Consider the following 16,898-nt stretch of genomic DNA (forward strand, 5'->3'; position numbering starts at 1 on the left):
CAGGTGGATGTAGAGCCCTACGAGACTGCATTGCTTCGCTTCGCTCGCAATGACGGATTTACCGCCGCGGGTCGTTCTCCAGCAGGATCGGCTTGCCGTGCGGGGTGGCCTCCGCCGCACGCGCCCAGGAGGCGGCAAGCGCATCGACGCCGTCATGCGAGGTCAGTCCCTTGGCGATGAGCAGATGCTCCAGCGCCTCGCACCAGCGCTCGTAATAGTCGGAGCCGTCGCGGCAGCCGCCTTCGGCCAGCGCCTCGCGGATTTCGGCGCCCAGCGCCTGCGCCCATTCGTCCGCTGTGAAGACGCCCTTGTTCTGTAGCGCGACGACCAGTGCAAAGGCCTGCGCCTGCCAGGGCTCGGCGAAAAGCGGGCCGCCGGCGTCGCGCGGGATTGGCGTATCTGCAGCCAGCGCGGCGGCAAGGTTGGTCTCAGGCTGGCTCAAGATAGCTCTCCCAGGCCTCGATGCTGACGGTGGAGGTCGGGTCGGCATTGCGGCCCCAGAGTTCGGGGCCGGTTAATACCACCGTGTAGAGCCACTGCGCCGTCTCGGGCAGCCCTTGAGCGCCCGTATCCGGGAAGACATGGCAGCCGGTCACGCGCTCGATCGTGCCAAGCTTGCCTCGCGCATAGCGCGGCAGCCGGGTGTGGTGCTGCGGGTTCATGACAAGGGTGCGCACGCTGTCGCCGACGGCAAAGCGCGCCGGGGCAGGGGCCTCGCGCTCATAGGGGAAGCCGCGCCGAAGCACCGCCGGGACATCCTCGCCTTTGAGCACGCGCTTGGGTGTCCTGGGGGGCGCGAGCGGCCTGCCCTGCGCCAACTCGTCGGGCGTCAGGAAACCGTGGCGGGTCAGCACCGTGTCGAGGCCAGCCAGCCAGATCTCGTAATAGGATGACGACAGGTAATCGGCCGGGGGGATGCTTTCGCGGGCCGAGCGGATTTCGTCGATCGACCAATGGCCCATGGCGCCGGCTGCGACATTGATGGCCAGCACCCGCTTCTCCCAGTCGTCGTGGAAGACCGGCTCGTTGGGTTCGGGGACGACCGGGCCGAAGCCCATCTGGCCGCCGAGGTCCTGTGCGCCGTTCATGCCTGCGCCTCCAGCGTCACGAGCTCGGTGCCGATCATCGAGTCGCGGCTGACGATGGTGGCGAGCTGTTCTTCCGACCAGCCTTCCGTGCCTTCAGGCCTCATGGGAATGACGAGGAAACGCGTCTCGGCAGTGGAATCCCAGACGCGGATGCGCTGGCCCTCCGGCAGGGTCACGCCGAAATCGGCGAGTGTGCCGCGCGGATCGATCACGGCCTTGGCCCGGTAGGGCGGGGATTTGTACCAGACCGGCGGCAGGCCCAGCACCGGCCAGGGATAGCAGGAGCACAGCGTGCAGACGATGAGGTTGTGCTCCTCGGGCGTGTTGAAGCAGGCGACGATGTGCTCGCCGCCGCGCCCGCCATAGTCGAGCTCGGCCACAGCGGCGGTGCCATCCGCCTTCAGGCGGGCGGCGTAGGCAGGATCGGTCCAGGCCTTTGCGACGACGCGGGCACCATTGCGGGGACCGACGCGGGTCTCGTAGGTCTCGACGATGGCATCCAGCGCAGCAGGGTCGACATAGCCCTTCTCGACCATCAGCGTCTCGAGCGCCTTCACCCGCGCCTCGATCGGCGTGAAATGATTGTCGTGGTCATGATCGTGGTCATGGCCGTGATGATGGTGGTCGCTCATCGCCACTTCTCCCTGTTTCCGATCGTCATTGCGAGCGTAAGCGAAGCAATCCAGGAGCACAGCGCTCCATGTCTCCCTGGATTGGTTCGCTGCTCTCGCAATGACGGTTTCATGCGATCCTGACCCGCGCCGCGCGCTCGAAACGCACCGCAAACGCGACGAGCGACTTGTCCGAGCCCTTTGGGCCGATCAGCGACATGCCGAGGGGTGCGCCCTCGCGCTGCGCCACCGGCACCGTGACCTGCGGAAAACCCGACAGGCCCGAGAGGCAGAGCAGGCGCAGCGCCCGGTTGCGGAAATCGTCGAGCTCGGCCTCGTTGGCGCTGACCAGCGGTGCGATATCGGGCACCGTCGGCATGATCAGCACGCCATCGTTGCCCAGCAGCTTCGCCAGCCTCGTCCGGAACGCCTTGCGCACGGCCTCGCCCTTGGCGAAATCTGCGTCGTTCACCGCCTTCGAGAAGGCGAAGCGCTCGGCCACGCCCGGTCCCAGCGGTGGAGCAAAGCGCTCTATCATTGCGCCATCGGCATGCCAGGCCTCGCGGCCCTGGATCCAGCGGAAGGCCCAATAGAGCGCGTCCAGATCGCGCGCGACCTTGATCGGCTCCGGCTGGCCCAGCACCGGCACGATGCGCTGCACGACATTGCGCAGGATGGTCTCGGCTTCGGGCACCGCCTGAGCGAACATGTCGTCGCCGAGCAGCAGGCGTGGCGCCTCGGGCAGGGAGACGCGGTCCTTGTCGAAGACGACGCCGGCGACGCGCGCGAAGACCTCGCCGTCGCGGGCGAACCAGCCGGGCGTGTCGAGGCTTTCCGCCAGCGGCCATACGCGCTTCAGCGAAAGCCGCCCGTGTGTCGGGCGGATGCCGAAGAGCCCGCCATAGCTCGCCGGCGCGCGCACCGAGCCGCCGGTGTCGGAGCCCAGCGCGATATCGGCAAGCCGGCCCGCCACCGCCGCCATCGACCCCGAGGACGAGCCGCCGGTGATCCGGTCGGGCGCGGCTGGATTGATCGGCGCACCGTAATGCGCGTTCTTGCCGTTGAGCGAGAAGGCGAGCTCATCGGTGTGGGTCTTGCCGACGAAGCGGGCGCCGGCGTCGAGCAAGGTCTTCACCAGCGGCGCCGTCTTGGTCTTGATGCCCGACTGCGCCAGCACGATCGGCGAGCCCGCGCCCGTCGGATAACCCTTGACGTCGAACAGGTCCTTGACCGCCAGCGTCAGCCCGGCGAGCAGGCCGGCCGGGCTGTGTTTCACCGGCGTATCGGGATAGGGCACGAAGCAACGGAACGGATCGTCGAAGGTCATCGGCATCAGATCCCCTTGGCATCGCCGTCAGAGCGCGGGTCGTGCGTCGCCTCGATATGGCCCTTGGGATGCCGGACCAGCATGCCGGCATGTCCGAAGCCATCGGCATAGGGCTCGCTGAACTCCTCGACCGGGTGGCCGGCCGCGGTGAGCCTGGCGACGAGCATCGGGTCGAAGCGGCTTTCCATCTTGAGCGACATGGTACCGCCGCCCCAGGTCTTGCCGAAGAGCCAGCGCGGCGCGTCGACGGCGGTCGCCGGGTTCTGGCCGAAGCGGTAGCGCGTGAAGATCTGCGCCTGGAACTGCGGCTGGCCGTCGCCGCCCATGGCACCGTAGGACATCACGCGGCCGTCGTCGAAGACCGCCAGCGGCGGGTTGAGCGTGTGGAAGGGCAGGCGGCCCGGAGTCAGCGGATTGACCGCTTTCCTGTCGAGCGAGAAGGAGACGCCGCGGTTTTGCCAGTGCACGCCGGTCTTCTCCAGCATGCAGCCCGAGCCGTATTCCCAGTACAGCGACTGGATGTAGGACACGGCGAGGCCAGACGCATCGATAGCGCCCATCCAGATCGTGTCGCCATCGCCGGATTTGAGCGGCCAGGAGGCGGCGCGCTTCATGTCGATGGCCGCCGTCTCGCGGTCGAGCGAGGCGGCGCTGAGCAGGCTCGCGACATCGACCCTCATATGAGCGGGGTCGGTGATGTGGCGGTTGCGCATGTCGAGAGCGCGCTTGGAAGCCTCGATCAGGGCGTGATGATGCTCGAAACCTTCCGCGCGGGCGACATTCAGGCGCTCGAACATGCCCAAAGTCGTCAGGGCGGCGAGCCCCTGCGTCGGTGGCGGGAAATTGTAGAGCGTCACATCCTTGAGCCGCAGCGACAGAGGTTGGACCATCTTCGCCCGATAGCCGGCCATGTCGTCGCGCGTGATCGGCGCGTCGATCCGCGCGAGGTCGGCAGCGATCTCGCGCCCGACATCGCCACGGTAGAAATCGCCGAGGCCGGCTGAGACGAGCTGCTCGAACATGCCGCCCAGCGCCTCGGGCCTGCGGCGCGCGCCGGTCTTGGGCCGCTCGCCACCCGGATAGAAGAAGGTCGAGAAGCCCGGCGATGCCTTCAGCGCGTCGAGTTCCTTGGGCTCGTAGCGGCACTCCGACGCCGAGACCTCGTAGCCTTCGGTACAATTGCGGATCGCGTCGGCGAGCAGGTCCTTGAGCGGGAGCCGGCCGCCGAGATTTTTCGCGAGGTCGAGCGCGACCTGCCAGCCCGCGATGGCGCCGGCGACGTTGATCGCGGAATCGGGACCACGCAACGGGATGGTGTCGTAGCCCTTCTCCCGGTAGCGCTCGATCGTCGCGAGCGCGCCGGCTGGGCCGCAGGCCTCGATCGCGTGGATCTTGCCACCTGGCTGGTGCACCAGCCAGAAGCCGTCGCCACCGACGGCATTCATGTGCGGGTAGACGACGGCGACGGTCGCAGCCATCGCGACCATGGCCTCGATGGCGTTGCCGCCCTCGGCGAGAATGGCGCGACCTGCTTGCGAGGCGAGATGGTGGGGGGCGGCGACGGCGGCCGAACCAAAGACAGGCGTATCGATCATCGGGCTCTTTTCAAGCTGTGACGGGACACCCATGTCCCGGAAGGCGGGGCTCTTGCGTTTCGCCGATCGGCGCGATTTTGTTGCATGCCGCGCCGGCCTCGGCTAGGCCGTTGCGCGCATGACTTTCTGAGGGACTGGAACATGGCCGCAAGGCGCACAAACTGGCGCACCCACGTCATGGTGATCTCGCTGGGTATCCTGATCGCGGTCGAGCTGTTCGGCGTGGCGCTGGCTTCGGGCTGGGCCCTGGCCGGCCTGTTCGATCTCGGCCATATCGTGGCCTACATCCTGATGGCGCTGTTCTCCGGCTTTGCCGCCTATGGCATGCTGAACCTGATGCGCCGGGTGATGAAGTTCGAGCACGTGGGCGGCCGCTGAGCGCAGCCGCCGCAAGGCTCAGTCGCAACGCCTGAGCGCGACCGGGTCGGCATCGGCCGGCAGGTAGTCCCCCATTGCACGACAAGCGCCCGCTACGCAGACGCGCCAGTCGGCCGTGGCGCCCGAGCGGCGCATCACGATCTCCGGCAGCGCCGGCAGGTCCGGCCGCCAACGCCAGAAACCATCGCTGAGCTTTGCGCCCTCGGGCGGGTCCATGCCCGCGCCCGAGCCTTCGACGCGGGCCTCGACCAGGCGAAGGCCGGCCGACGTATCGCGCCAGACCTCCTCCCACAGCGTCTTCTGGACCGAATGGCGCCAACCGAGCGTGATCTCGGCGCCGCCAAGCGCGACGACGAGGGCACCTGCGGCCAGGCATAGGCTCATGCCGGGGCCTGCACCTGCGAGCGGGCCGCAAAGCGATGGCGGAGCGTCAGCGCGAGAGCGAGGGCGTAGCCGATCGGATCGCTATAGGGGAATTCTCCGAACAGGAAGACTGCCGCGACGAAGCACAGCACGCGCTCCAGCAGCGTCAGGCGCCCGAACAGATAGCCGATCGCGACCATCCCGAAGAGCGCGATCGCAACGCCGGCCTTGAAGGTGGCGTAGACGACCGCCGGCCAGAAGCCGATCACGGCCGCCATCGGGTCGCCATTCTGCAGCATCAGGGCCGGCGAGTAGACCGCGATGAAAGGAATGACATAGCCCGCCAGCGCCACCCGCATGGCCTCCCAACCGATCTTGTCGGGGTTTTCCTTGGCGATCGGTGCCGCTGCCAGCGCCGCCAGCGCCACCGGCGGCGAGAGATCGGCCATGATGCCGTAATAGAACGCGAACATGTGGCTGACGATCAGCGGTACGCCGAGCTTCTCGAGCGCCGGCGCCGCCAGCGCCGCGACGATGATGTAGGTCGGGATCGTGGGGATGCCGGTGCCGAGCAGGATCGACAGGACCATTGTCAGGATCAGCGCCAGGAACAGGCTGTGCTGGCCGAGGCCGATGATCCAGGCGCCGAAGGTCGTGCCGATGCCGGTCTGTGTCATCAGCCCGATGATGGTGCCGACGATAGCGCAGGCGATGCCCACGGGGAGCGCCGTCTTGGCGCTGTCGGCAAGGGCATTGCGGCAGATCAGCAGGGTCGTGCGCCCACCCAGGGTGAAGGCGTTGAGCAGCACCAGGACCGCGATCAGGCCGGCGACGACCTTGACGTCCATGCCGTCCCTGAACAGCGCGGCAGCGATCAGCCCGAGGCCGATCCAGAAGATCGTCCGTTGCGTCGTCGATTTGAAGCCGAGCGCCACGCCCGCGCCGAGCAGAAGGCCCACCGTCAGCGCCAGGCCCATCGTGCCGGCAAAGAGCGGCGTGAAGCCGTGGAACAGCATGAAGACCAGCACGGCCAGCGGCAGAGCCAGGTACCAGCGCTCCTTCAGCGCCTTCAGCGGCTTGGGCAGCAGGCTGCGCTCGATGCCCTTGAGGCCGTGCTTGCCGGCTTCCAGATGCACCATCCAGAAGGCCGAGGCGAAATAGAGCACGGCGGGGATGACGGCCGCCTTGACGATCTCCGAGTATTCGACGCCGAGCGTCTCGGCCATGATGAAGGCGGCGGCGCCCATCACCGGCGGCATGATCTGGCCGCCCATGGAGGCCGTCGCCTCCACGCCGGCCGCAAAGGCGCGCCGGTAGCCGAACTTGATCATCAGCGGGATCGTGAACTGCCCGACGGTGACGACATTGGCGACGCCGGAGCCGGAAATCATGCCCATCAGGCCAGATGAGAACACGGCGACCTTGGCCGGGCCGCCGCGCGCGCCGCCGAACAGGCCCAGCGAGACGTCGTTGAAGAGATGGATCATGCCGGCCTTCTCGAGGAAGGAGCCGAAGACGATGAACAGGAAGATATAGGTCGCCGAGACATAGATCGGCGTGCCGTAGAAGCCCTCGGTGCCGAAGGACAGGTGCCCGATGATCTGGTCGAAGCCGTAGCCGCGATGGTTGAACGGGGAGGGCAGGTACTGGCCGAAGAACCAGTAGAGCAGGCAGACGCCGCACATGATCGGCAGCGCATTGCCCATCAGGCGGCGCGCCGCCTCGAAGATCAGCACCACAAGGAGCGACCCGACGACGAGGTCCATCGCGGTGGGGTCGCCGTCGCGAATGATCAGGTCATTGTAGAAGACTAGCTGATAGAGGCCGAGCCCGAATCCGACCAGGCCCAGCGCCCAGCCCAGGAGTCGACCAGCCTCCGACTTGGCCTTGAAATTGGCGACGAGACCGAAGGACAGCAGCAGCAGGAAGCCGACATGGACGCCGCGAACCGCCTGGCTCGGCAGGAAATGCCAGGCCGAGATCAGGATCTGGAACGAGGCGAAGACCAGCGCGATGCCGTAGGCGATCAGGCCCCAGCGGCCGGGCCCGAAGCCGGGCGGGAAGCCATGCTCGAAATTGTCGAGCGCCTCGTTCTCGATCGGCGCGCCGGTGGCGCCAGAGAGTTCGTGGAGCTGGTCGGTCTGGGCGGTGGTCATGCTGTAGGTCCTGCCGATGTCATCCCCTCACGCCGCGGCACGATGTGCCGTGGCGCGATTGGGGGGCCGTCTCGAGAAAAAGGCGTCGTCTCGTCTCGCAGTCCCGTGTCTGCGCTGCAGCACGGCGTGCCGCAGCGCGCACGGGACGACACGCGTGGTTACGAGCCGACCTTGAGGCCCTTTTCCTTCAGGTACCGGGCGGCGCCGGGGTGCAGCGGGATCGGCATGCCGTCGAGCGCGCTTTCGAGCTTGATCGCCTTGCCGGCCGAATGCGAGGCGCCGATTTCCGCCAGGTTCTCGAAGATGTTCTTCGTCATCTGGTAGACCAGTTCCTCCTTCACGCCCTCATGCGTGACGAGATAGTTCACCACTGCCGCGGTGTTCACATCCACGGTCTGGCCGCCATAGGTGTTGGCGGGAATGGGCGCGTTGATGAAGGGCGGGCCGGCCTTGTCGACGATCGCCTTGGGGACCTCGACGACCACGATCTCGACCGAGGCGGCGAGGTCGCGGATCGAGGCGACGCCGAGCCCCGCCGACTGCAGTGTGGCGTCGAGCTGGCGGTTCTTCATCAACTCGACGGATTCGGCGAAGGGCAGGTACTCGATCTTGCCGAGGTCCTTGTAGGTCAGGCCGGCCGCGGCCAGGATGGCGCGGGCGTTCAGTTCGGTGCCGGATTTGGGCGCGCCGACCGAGAGGCGCTTGCCCTTAAGATCCGCCAGCGTCTTGATGCCGCTCTCCTTGGAGGCGACGATCTGGACATAGTTGGGATAGATCGCGGTGATGCCACGCAGTTTCTTCAGCGGGGTCTTGAAGCCGGCATCCTCATCGCCCTTCCAGGCTGCATCGAGCGAATCGCCGAGCGTGAAGGCGATTTCGCCCCGGCCCTGCTGGAGCAGGACGAGGTTCTCGACCGAGGCCTTGGTTGCCTGCACTGTCGGGCGGGTGTTGGCGATCTTGTCGCCATAGATCTTCGAGAGTGCGACGCCCATCGGGTAGTAGACGCCCGAGGTGCCGCCGGTGAGGATATTGACGAAATCCTGGGCGCGGGCTGCCGCAGGAGCAAAAGCGATCAGCGCCGCGGTAGCGAGGCCAGCGAGAGGTCGGGCCCAAGCGAGCGTTTTCATGAAGTCTCCCTGAAAGTCTCCCGGCTCGCGCGGCCGGCTGGCCGTATTTGTAAAGCAGCGGCACGGTGAAGGGAAAGCGGAACAAACGCGGGGGTATCCGCCTTTAGCCCAATGCTGACGATGGTTTGGCCTGAGTTCTGCGTCGCGAATACGCAGTTTTCAAGCCTCTCTCAGGCCAAAGGCCCGGCTGTCCGTGTCCCTCGGGACGCTAGGCGCGGGATTGATTTCCCAACATCTGAACAGAACGAGACCGACCAGACATGCAAGACCGGGCCACGCCTCCGCTTCTCGACCGCCGCGCCCTGCTCGCCAGCGCCGGAGCCACCGCGACGCTGGCCGCACTCGGTTTTTCAACCGCCGCGCTCGCGGAGGAGGGCCTCAAGCTCGGCAGCGCCGAGGCGTTCAGCTTCGAGGGGCTGAAGACGCGGGCGCGCGAACTTGCCGGCAAGCCCTATCAGGCGCCGCCCTCACCGCGCCCCGACGTGCTGGAGCGGATCGATTACGACGCGCATGGCAAGATCAAGTTCAAGCCGGAGATGGCGCTCTGGGCCAAGGGGCCATCGCCCTGGCCGGTGACCTTCTTCCATCTCGGCCGCTTCTTCCAGAAGCCTGTGCTGATGCATGTGGTGGAGGCCGGGACGGCGCGCGAGATCGTCTACGACGCCAGCTATTTCGAGATGCCGGTGGATTCCGCGGCCCGCGAGCTGCCGTCCGGAGCGGGCTTTGCGGGTTTCCGCTTTCAGGAAAGTCGCTCCGGGCAGCCCGGCCGCAAGGGGGAGAAGCTGGACTGGCAGACAAATGACTGGGTCGCGTTCCTGGGCGCCTCCTATTTCCGCGCCATTGGCGAGCTCTACCAGTACGGGCTTTCGGCGCGCGGACTGGCGATCGATCCCGCAGTCGCCGGCACGATCGAGGAGTTTCCGGACTTCACCCATATCTGGCTGGAGACGCCCGAGCCCGCCTCCGAATTCGTGGTCGTCTACGCCTTGCTCTCGGGGCCCAGCGTGGCGGGCGCCTTCCGCTTCCGCATGCACCGCGGCAAGGGCGTGATCATGGAGATCGAGACGGCGCTGTTCCTGCGTAATGACGTGGCGCGGCTCGGTATCGTGCCGCTGACCTCGATGTACTGGTATTCCGAGACGGCCAAGAAGACTGCGATCGACTGGCGGCCCGAGGTGCATGATTCCGATGGTCTGGCGATCTGGACCGGCGCGGGCGAACGGGCCTTCCGCCCGTTGAACAATCCCGCCAGGACCACCGTCTCCTCCTTCATCGACCAGAATCCACGCGGGTTCGGCCTGGTGCAGCGCGACCGCGAGGTCGGGCATTACCTCGACGGCGTGTTCTACGAGCGCCGGCCGAGCCTGTGGGTCGAGATGCAGGGCGACTGGGGCAGGGGGGCAGTCCAGCTCATCGAGATTCCGACCGATGACGAGATCCACGACAACATCGTCGCGATGTGGGTGCCCGAGGGTCAGGCCCGCGCCGGCGCCGCCCTGACCTTCCGCTACACGCTGCATTGGCTTGCAGACGAACCCTTCGCACCGGCGCTGGGGCGGGTCGTCGCGACCCGGCTCGGCAATGGAGGCCGGCCCGGCACGGCGCGGCCGCGAGGCGTGCGCAAGTTCATGATCGAGTTCAAGGGCCCGGCGCTGGAAGCGATTCCGTTCGGGGTCAAGCCGGAGGTCGTGCTCTCGACCTCGCGGGGCAGCTTTTCCTATGTCTTCGCCGAGGCCATGCCCAATGACGTACCCGGCCATTGGCGCGCGCAGTTCGACCTCAGCGTCGAGGGCGACGATGCCGTCGAGATGCGCTGCTTCCTGCGCGGTGGCGACGCTGTGCTGACCGAGACCTGGCTGTACCAGTACCTGCCGTTCTGAGCGGGACAGAAGGCGAGTTGGATCCGGTCGCGGATGCCCTGAAGCTCGGGGGGTAGTCGTAGCATGTCCTTTGCATGGACTGATAGCAACGGCGGCGCTCCGTGCAGCCGTGCCGCCGCTGTCCCGCTGGCTGCCAGTGTCCCGACAGGAGCTTCACGCCATGATCCAGAGATTCCTGAGCTGTACGATCGCTGCGCTTGCCGTCCTGACATCGGCGCATCTTGCTGCGGCCCAAGGCGCGATCGACAACACAGCGCTCGAAAGTGCAGCCTTTCGGGCGCATGAGCGGACTTTCGGGCTCGTCTACATATTGCCGTCGGAGGTCAACAACACGTTGCAGACGACAATCGGGGGACCGTTGAAAGAGCATCTTCTGGTGCTCGGTCTCGAGACGGAAGCGATCCGCTCCAATATCGCGCATGTCACGGTGGTCCACATCCACAACGCGGATCCGACGACGCCGGCGAAGATGCTCAAGGTGCTGCCGAAACCTCCTGCGCCGATCGAGGCCACGCTGAAGCGGTTCTACACGACCGAAGCCGCCAAGGGGGCCGGCCAACCCTGGTGGCTCGACCTCGGTGTGGTGAAGGAGGGCGCGGGCTTCGAGGCCATGATGGCCTACAACACCGCAGCGACAGCCGCATTCGCGCCCCTTCGTGATGGGCCGCTGCCGCGCGTGACCGGCCCGGTCTTTGCGAAGATGGGCGATGCCGGCAAAGACCTCGTCAGGACGGTTGGGGTCAGCGGCGTCAATGTCGTCAAGGACGGCAAGGAACTGCGCTCGCACAATCCTCACAACACCCTCGTCTACAGCACCAAGAGTTTCACGCCCGAGTTGGAGGCTGCGATGAACAAGGTCGCCGAGCAGTTCAACCAGATCCTGCCGGAGGGGATTCCCGCCAGCTTCAAGACGGTTTCGATCGTGGAACTGGCGTTTTCAGGCAACGTCACGCGCGAGATCTACCGCATCGATCTGGCGAGCGGGGCGGTCCTGGACGTTGCGACGGGCAAGACCGTTGCCCGTTGATCTGATCTGATCGCCGCTCACTCATGGCGCGCGCAGCAGACACAGCGCGCGCAGCGATCATGTGAAAACAAGGTCGTGAGCGCTTGCGTCGGCGAATGTGTAACTTTATATCATTCCCATGGCTCACGCGCATGGTCACGGCACGCATCGTCCCGCCTCGGAGAATCCGGGCTGGTCGCTGCTGCGCCTGTCTGCGGCGAGCCGGCTTGGCCTGGCGCTGGCGATCATCGTCGTGCTGTGGATCGCGACCTGGGCCGTGATCTCGTGAGGAAAGTTGCGTCCGACATGTCCGCCATCCGCCTCGCAGACCTGACGCTCGGCTATGATCGCCACCCGGCTGTGCATCATCTCTCGGGCGAGATCGCCTCGGGCAGCCTGACCGCGATCGTCGGCCCCAATGGCGCGGGCAAGTCCACTTTGCTCAAGGGCATTGCCGGGGCGCTCGCCCCGCTCGAAGGCAGCGTCTCGGTCGCGCGTGGCAAGCGCCTGGCCTATCTCCCGCAATCGGCCGATCTCGATCGCTCCTTCCCGATCCATGTCTATGATCTCGTCGCCATGGGGCTGTGGAACGCGGCCGGGATCTTTGGTCGCATCGGGCTCGGTGTGAAGCAGAAGGTCGACGAGGCGATCGCCGCCGTCGGCCTGACCGGTTTTGAGCGCCGGCCGATCGGCTCGCTCTCCGGCGGGCAGATGCAGCGCGTGCTGTTTGCCCGGCTCCTTCTGCAGGACGCCGAGATCATCCTGCTCGACGAGCCGTTTACTGCCATCGACGCCCGCACGACTGCCGACCTGCTGGCGCTGGTCCAGCGCTGGCATGGCGAGAGCCGCACCGTCATCGCCGTGCTGCACGACATCGAGACTGTCCGGCGGGCTTTTCCACAAACCCTGCTGCTGGCGCGCGAGGCGGTGGCCTGGGGCGAGACCGGCGAGGTGCTGACTGCCGCCAACCTGCTGCAGGCGCGCCGCATGGTCGAATCCTTCGACAGCCACGCCGCCCCCTGCGCGCGCGACGCGGCGTGAGCCGATCATCCCACCGTTAGCCGAACGCCGTCATTGCGAGCGAAGCGAAGCCATCCTGACTTCCAGCCGTCGAGGTGTCCTGGATTGCTTCGCTGTGCTCGCAATGACGGTTGAGATGCACGACGCCTGACCGCCACGGACCTCATGCCGACCTTGCTCTACGACCTCCTCATCGGCCCCTTCGCCGAGTTCGATTTCATGCGCCGTGCGCTGGTCGGCATTGTCGCGCTGTCGGTCTCGGGCGCGCCGATCGGCGTGTTCCTGATGCTGCGCCGCATGAGCCTGACCGGCGACGCCATGGCGCATGCGATCCTGCCGGGCGCGGCCATCGGCTATCTCGTCGCCGGCTTTTCGCTGCCGGCCATGACGATCGGCGGGCTCGCCGCCGGCTTTGCCGTGGCACTCGCGGCCGGCGCGGTGGCGCGCGTCACGGTGATGAAGGAGGACGCCTCGCTTGCGGCGTTCTACCTGATCTCGCTGGCGCTGGGCGTCACCATCGTCTCGCTGCGCGGCTCGGCCATAGACCTCCTGCATGTGCTGTTCGGCAATGTGCTGGCGCTCGACAATGATGTCCTGGTCCTGCTGTCGGGCGTTGCGACGCTGTCGCTGCTAACGCTGGCTGCGCTCTACCGCCCGCTGGTGATGGAATGCGTCGACCCCGGCTTCCTGCGCTCGGTCAGCCGGTCCGGAGGCTTCGTCCACCTGACCTTTCTGGGCCTCGTCGTGCTGAATCTGGTGGCCGGCTTCCACGCGCTGGGCACCCTGCTCGCGGTCGGGCTGATGATGCTGCCGGCGGCGGCGGCACGCTTCTGGACCGCCGACATCACCCGGCTCATCCTGCTGGCGAGCGGGTTTTCGATGCTCTCGGGCTATGCGGGGCTCGTCCTGTCCTATTCCGTCGGCAGCGGGTTGCCGGCCGGCCCCGCCATCATCCTCTCGGCAGGGGCGCTCTATCTCTGCTCTCTCCTCGTCGGCTCCCAGGGCGGATTGCTCAGACGCCTCTTGCCTCGGCCTCATCTCCAGCGCTAGTAATGTTATAGTGTTTCATTATCTACGGGAGAAGCCCATGCCTGACCGTCGCCAATTCGTGCCCGGCCTCCTGGCCGGCCTCGCCATCGGCCTTCTCGTCGTGGCGAGCCCGCTGCCCTCGCGGGCTCAGGACAGGCTGCCGGTGGTGGCGAGCTTCTCGATCCTGGGCGATTTCGTCCGGGAGATCGGTGGCGAGCGTGTCACGGTGACGACGCTGGTCGGCCCCGATGGCGACACGCATGTCTATTCGCCCAGCCCGACCGATGCGAAATCGGTCGCAGCCGCAAAGCTGATCGTCGTCAACGGCCTGAAGTTCGAAGGCTGGCTGCCGCGCCTGATCAAGTCCTCGGGCGCCAAGGGCGTGGTCGCGACCGCGACGACTGGCATCAAGCCGATCGAGGCAGCCGAGGACGAGCAAGCCCATGGCAAGGGCGGGCATGATCACGGCCATGACGATCCCCATGCCTGGCAGAGCGTGGCCAATGCCAAGCTCTACGTCGCCAACATCCGCGATGCGCTCGGAGCCGCCGACCCCGCCGGCAAGGTGGCCTATGATGCGAACGCGGCCGCCTATCTCGCAAAGCTGGACACACTCGAGGCGGAGATCAAATCGGCCGTGACGCGCATTCCGGCGGAGCGCCGCAAGGCGATCACCTCGCATGACGCTTTCGGCTATTTCTCGAAGACCTATGGCATCGCGTTCGTGGCGCCGCAGGGCGTCTCGACCGAAGCCGAGGCCTCTGCGCGGGATGTCGGGCGCATCATCCGTCAGATCCGCACGCAGAAGATCCCCGCCGTCTTCCTCGAGAATGTCACGAATCCGCGCCTGATCGAGCAGATCGCGCGGGAGAGTGGGGCCCGCATCGGCGGCCGGTTGTTTTCCGACGCGTTGTCCGGAGCGAACGGGCCGGCCGGGACTTACATCCAGATGATGAAACACAATATAAGCGAGATCGAAAAGGCGCTCGGCGCCGGCCCGGCCTGAGGCATATCCGCAGCAGACACGGCGTCATCCTGGACAAGCCGCGCAGCGGCGCAGAGCCGGGATCCAGCGGAGGGCTCCGGCGCTCTGGCATGGATCCCGGCGCTCCGCTTCGCTCCGGCCAGGATGACGACGGCGGATAAAGCTCCCGGCAGAGTCCAATCCAATTCGAAGACTGAGCAGGATCGACCATGTCCGAAAAAATTCCCGTCACCGTGCTCACCGGCTATCTCGGCGCCGGCAAGACCACGCTCCTCAACCGCATCCTCACCGAAGACCACGGCAAGAAATTCGCCGTCATCGTCAACGAGTTCGGCGAGGCCGGTATCGATGGCGACCTCGTCGTCGGCGCCGACGAGGAAGTGTTCGAAATGAACAACGGCTGCATATGCTGCACCGTGCGCGGCGATCTGATCCGCATTCTCGACGGCCTGATGAAGCGCAAGGGCAAGTTCGACGCGATCATCGTCGAGACCACGGGGCTCGCAGACCCTGCGCCCGTCGCCCAGACCTTCTTCGTCGACCAGGATGTCGGCGACGCTACCAAGCTCGATGCGGTCATCACCGTGACCGACGCGAAGTGGCTGACGCAGCGGCTGAAGGACGCGCCCGAGGCCAAGAACCAGATCGCCTTTGCTGACGTCATCGTCCTCAACAAGGTCGATCTCGTCTCGGCCGAGGAATTGGCGGCTGTCGAGGCGCAGATCCGCGCCATCAACCCCTATGCCAAGCTGCACAAGGCGACACGCTGCGACGTGCCGATCGATGCCCTGCTGGACCGCAACGCCTTCGATCTCGACCGCATCCTCGACATCGAGCCCGATTTCCTCGAGTCCGGGCACCATCACCACCACTCCGACGAGGTGCGCTCGATGTCGTTCACGATCCCCGGCGACGTCGATCCGGAAAAGTTCATGCCCTGGATCAACGATCTAAGCCAGGCGCAGGGGCCCAACATCCTGCGCTCGAAAGGCATCCTGGCCTTCAAGGACGAGCCGCGGCGCTTCGTCTTCCAGGGCGTGCACATGATCCTGGACGGCGACCTCCAGCGCGACTGGAAGCCGGGCGAGGAGCGCAACTCGCGCCTCGTCTTCATCGGCCGCAATCTCGACGAGGCCGCGCTGCGCCAGGAATTTCTGGCCTGCGCGGCGTGATGTGAGCTGCGGAAGCCCTCGCCGTCATTGCGAGGAGCATAGCGACGAAGCAATCCAGCGGGTGCCGCGAGCCCTGCCTCTGGATTGCTTCGCTGACGCTCGCAATGACGGTTCAAGCCGAGCGAGAAACGCGCTAGACCCTGCCCATGGATACGATCACCAAACCCGTTTCGTTGCGCGAGCATGTCGTCCCCGTCGAGGCCGGCGAGCATGTCGTCGGCGCCCATTGGCTCAAGGATACGCTGGCGCTCGCGCTGGCCGACGGCCGCGTGCTGCGCTGGCGCGATGGCGCCACTGAGAGCATCGAGGTCCATGCCGGCGGCATTCTCTGCACAGCGGGCGACAGCGAGCGCCTGATCAGCGGCGGCGATGATGGACGCGTTGTCGCGACGCCAGCCGTTGGCGAGCCGATCGAACTTGCAAAGGACCCGAAGCGTCGCTGGATCGACGCGGTCGCGCTCTCGGCCTCGGGCAGCATAGCCTGGAACACCGGCAAGAGCGTGCATGCGCGCGACGACAAGGGGCGGGTCCGGAGCCTCGACGTCACGACCACTCCGCAGGGGCTGGTGCTGGCGCCAAAGGGCTATCGCCTCGCCATCGCGCAGATGAACGGCGTCTCGCTCTGGTATCCCAACACCGAGGCCAAGCCCGAATTCCTGGAATGGAAGGGCTCGCATCTCGTCGTCGTCTGGTCACCCGACGGGCGCTTCGTCGTCTCCTCGATGCAGGAGAACGCGCTGCATGGCTGGCGGCTCGGCGACAAGCCCACACATATGCGCATGACGGGCTATCCGGCCAAGCCGCGCTCGCTGTCCTGGTCGCATGACGGGCTGTGGCTCGCCTCGAGCGGTGCCGATGCCGCGATCGTCTGGCCGTTCCAGGGCGAGGGGCCGACCGGAAAAGCCCCGCGCGAGTGCGGGGCGCGCCACGCCAAGGTGACGCGCGTGGCCTTCCATCCCAGGGCGCTGGTGCTGGCTGTCGGCTATGACGACGGCTGCATCCTGATGATCCGCCTGACCGATGCCTCCGAACTGCTGGTCCGTCCGGCGCAGAAGGCCAGCGGCATCACAGCCTTCGCCTGGGACAAGCTCGGCAAGAAGCTCGCCTTCGGCACCGAGGACGGGCTGGCGGGCGTCCTGACGCTGCCGGCGGGCTGAGCGG

The 16,898-nt window shown here is 66.5% G+C and carries 17 protein-coding genes; 9 read left to right on the top strand and 8 right to left on the bottom strand.

Features of this window, described 5'->3' with window-relative positions; translation table 11 throughout:
- Positions 1–58: 58 nt before the first annotated feature.
- The 5 genes from AC1D2L_RS13730 to AC1D2L_RS13750 form a co-directional block, all read right to left on the bottom strand.
- Positions 59–442, bottom strand: a complete 384-nt coding sequence (locus AC1D2L_RS13730) for a nitrile hydratase accessory protein (RefSeq protein ID WP_476846426.1) — start codon at positions 440–442, stop codon at positions 59–61.
- Entirely contained in the window at positions 429–1,088 is a 660-nt protein-coding gene (gene nthB, locus AC1D2L_RS13735; protein WP_476846427.1) for a nitrile hydratase subunit beta, read from the bottom strand. The genes AC1D2L_RS13730 and nthB overlap by 14 nt, the downstream gene beginning before the upstream one ends.
- On the bottom strand, positions 1,085–1,720 hold the full coding sequence (gene nthA, locus AC1D2L_RS13740) for a nitrile hydratase subunit alpha (RefSeq protein ID WP_476846428.1): 636 nt from the start codon (positions 1,718–1,720) through the stop codon (positions 1,085–1,087). The genes nthB and nthA overlap by 4 nt, the downstream gene beginning before the upstream one ends.
- Positions 1,721–1,829: 109 nt before the next feature.
- Positions 1,830–3,032 carry an amidase gene (locus AC1D2L_RS13745; protein WP_476846429.1) on the bottom strand — a complete coding sequence of 401 codons (1,203 nt, stop codon included), beginning with the start codon at positions 3,030–3,032 and terminating at the stop codon, positions 1,830–1,832.
- Positions 3,032–4,621 (bottom strand): gamma-glutamyltransferase family protein, encoded by a 1,590-nt coding sequence (locus tag AC1D2L_RS13750; RefSeq protein WP_476846430.1) that lies wholly within the window; start codon positions 4,619–4,621, stop codon positions 3,032–3,034. The genes AC1D2L_RS13745 and AC1D2L_RS13750 overlap by 1 nt, the downstream gene beginning before the upstream one ends.
- 141 nt (positions 4,622–4,762) lie before the next feature.
- Here AC1D2L_RS13750 and AC1D2L_RS13755 point away from each other — a divergent pair, with 141 nt between their 5' ends.
- Positions 4,763–4,999 carry a hypothetical protein gene (locus AC1D2L_RS13755; RefSeq protein ID WP_476846431.1) on the top strand — a complete coding sequence of 79 codons (237 nt, stop codon included), beginning with the start codon at positions 4,763–4,765 and terminating at the stop codon, positions 4,997–4,999.
- Positions 5,000–5,017: 18 nt separating this feature from the next.
- Here the strand turns inward: AC1D2L_RS13755 and AC1D2L_RS13760 are convergent, their stop codons facing one another.
- From AC1D2L_RS13760 to AC1D2L_RS13770, 3 genes are all read right to left on the bottom strand, one after another.
- On the bottom strand, positions 5,018–5,383 hold the full coding sequence (locus AC1D2L_RS13760; RefSeq protein WP_476846432.1) for a DUF1850 domain-containing protein: 366 nt from the start codon (positions 5,381–5,383) through the stop codon (positions 5,018–5,020).
- Positions 5,380–7,518 carry a TRAP transporter permease gene (locus tag AC1D2L_RS13765; protein WP_476846433.1) on the bottom strand — a complete coding sequence of 713 codons (2,139 nt, stop codon included), beginning with the start codon at positions 7,516–7,518 and terminating at the stop codon, positions 5,380–5,382. Before AC1D2L_RS13765 ends, AC1D2L_RS13760 begins: the two co-directional genes overlap by 4 nt.
- Positions 7,519–7,676: 158 nt before the next feature.
- The gene (locus AC1D2L_RS13770) at positions 7,677–8,645 is read right to left on the bottom strand and encodes a TAXI family TRAP transporter solute-binding subunit (RefSeq protein WP_476846434.1); all 969 of its coding nucleotides are present in this window, start codon (positions 8,643–8,645) and stop codon (positions 7,677–7,679) included.
- Between the two features lie 260 nt (positions 8,646–8,905).
- Here AC1D2L_RS13770 and AC1D2L_RS13775 point away from each other — a divergent pair, with 260 nt between their 5' ends.
- From AC1D2L_RS13775 to AC1D2L_RS13810, 8 genes are all read left to right on the top strand, one after another.
- Positions 8,906–10,525 (top strand): OpgD/OpgG family glucan biosynthesis protein, encoded by a 1,620-nt coding sequence (locus AC1D2L_RS13775; RefSeq protein WP_476846435.1) that lies wholly within the window; start codon positions 8,906–8,908, stop codon positions 10,523–10,525.
- 160 nt (positions 10,526–10,685) lie between these two features.
- Positions 10,686–11,552 (top strand): hypothetical protein, encoded by an 867-nt coding sequence (locus AC1D2L_RS13780; protein WP_476846436.1) that lies wholly within the window; start codon positions 10,686–10,688, stop codon positions 11,550–11,552.
- A 118-nt stretch (positions 11,553–11,670) separates the two neighbouring features.
- A complete protein-coding gene (locus AC1D2L_RS13785) occupies positions 11,671–11,820 on the top strand; it encodes a hypothetical protein (RefSeq protein WP_476846437.1) in 150 nt (49 codons plus the stop codon).
- 17 nt (positions 11,821–11,837) lie between these two features.
- A complete protein-coding gene (aztA, locus tag AC1D2L_RS13790) occupies positions 11,838–12,572 on the top strand; it encodes a zinc ABC transporter ATP-binding protein AztA (RefSeq protein ID WP_476846438.1) in 735 nt (244 codons plus the stop codon).
- A gap of 144 nt (positions 12,573–12,716) precedes the next feature.
- Positions 12,717–13,601, top strand: a complete 885-nt coding sequence (locus AC1D2L_RS13795; protein WP_476846439.1) for a metal ABC transporter permease — start codon at positions 12,717–12,719, stop codon at positions 13,599–13,601.
- Between the two features lie 37 nt (positions 13,602–13,638).
- Positions 13,639–14,586, top strand: coding sequence for a metal ABC transporter substrate-binding protein (locus AC1D2L_RS13800; RefSeq protein ID WP_476846440.1), 948 nt, complete (start codon positions 13,639–13,641; stop codon positions 14,584–14,586).
- Positions 14,587–14,774: 188 nt separating this feature from the next.
- Positions 14,775–15,737, top strand: a complete 963-nt coding sequence (locus AC1D2L_RS13805) for a CobW family GTP-binding protein (RefSeq protein WP_476846441.1) — start codon at positions 14,775–14,777, stop codon at positions 15,735–15,737.
- A 146-nt stretch (positions 15,738–15,883) separates the two neighbouring features.
- Complete coding sequence (locus AC1D2L_RS13810; protein ID WP_476846442.1) at positions 15,884–16,894, top strand: WD40 repeat domain-containing protein; 1,011 nt, start codon at positions 15,884–15,886, stop codon at positions 16,892–16,894.
- Positions 16,895–16,898: the final 4 nt, after the last annotated feature.

The organism is Allobosea sp. P1_B10, from assembly GCF_056406735.1.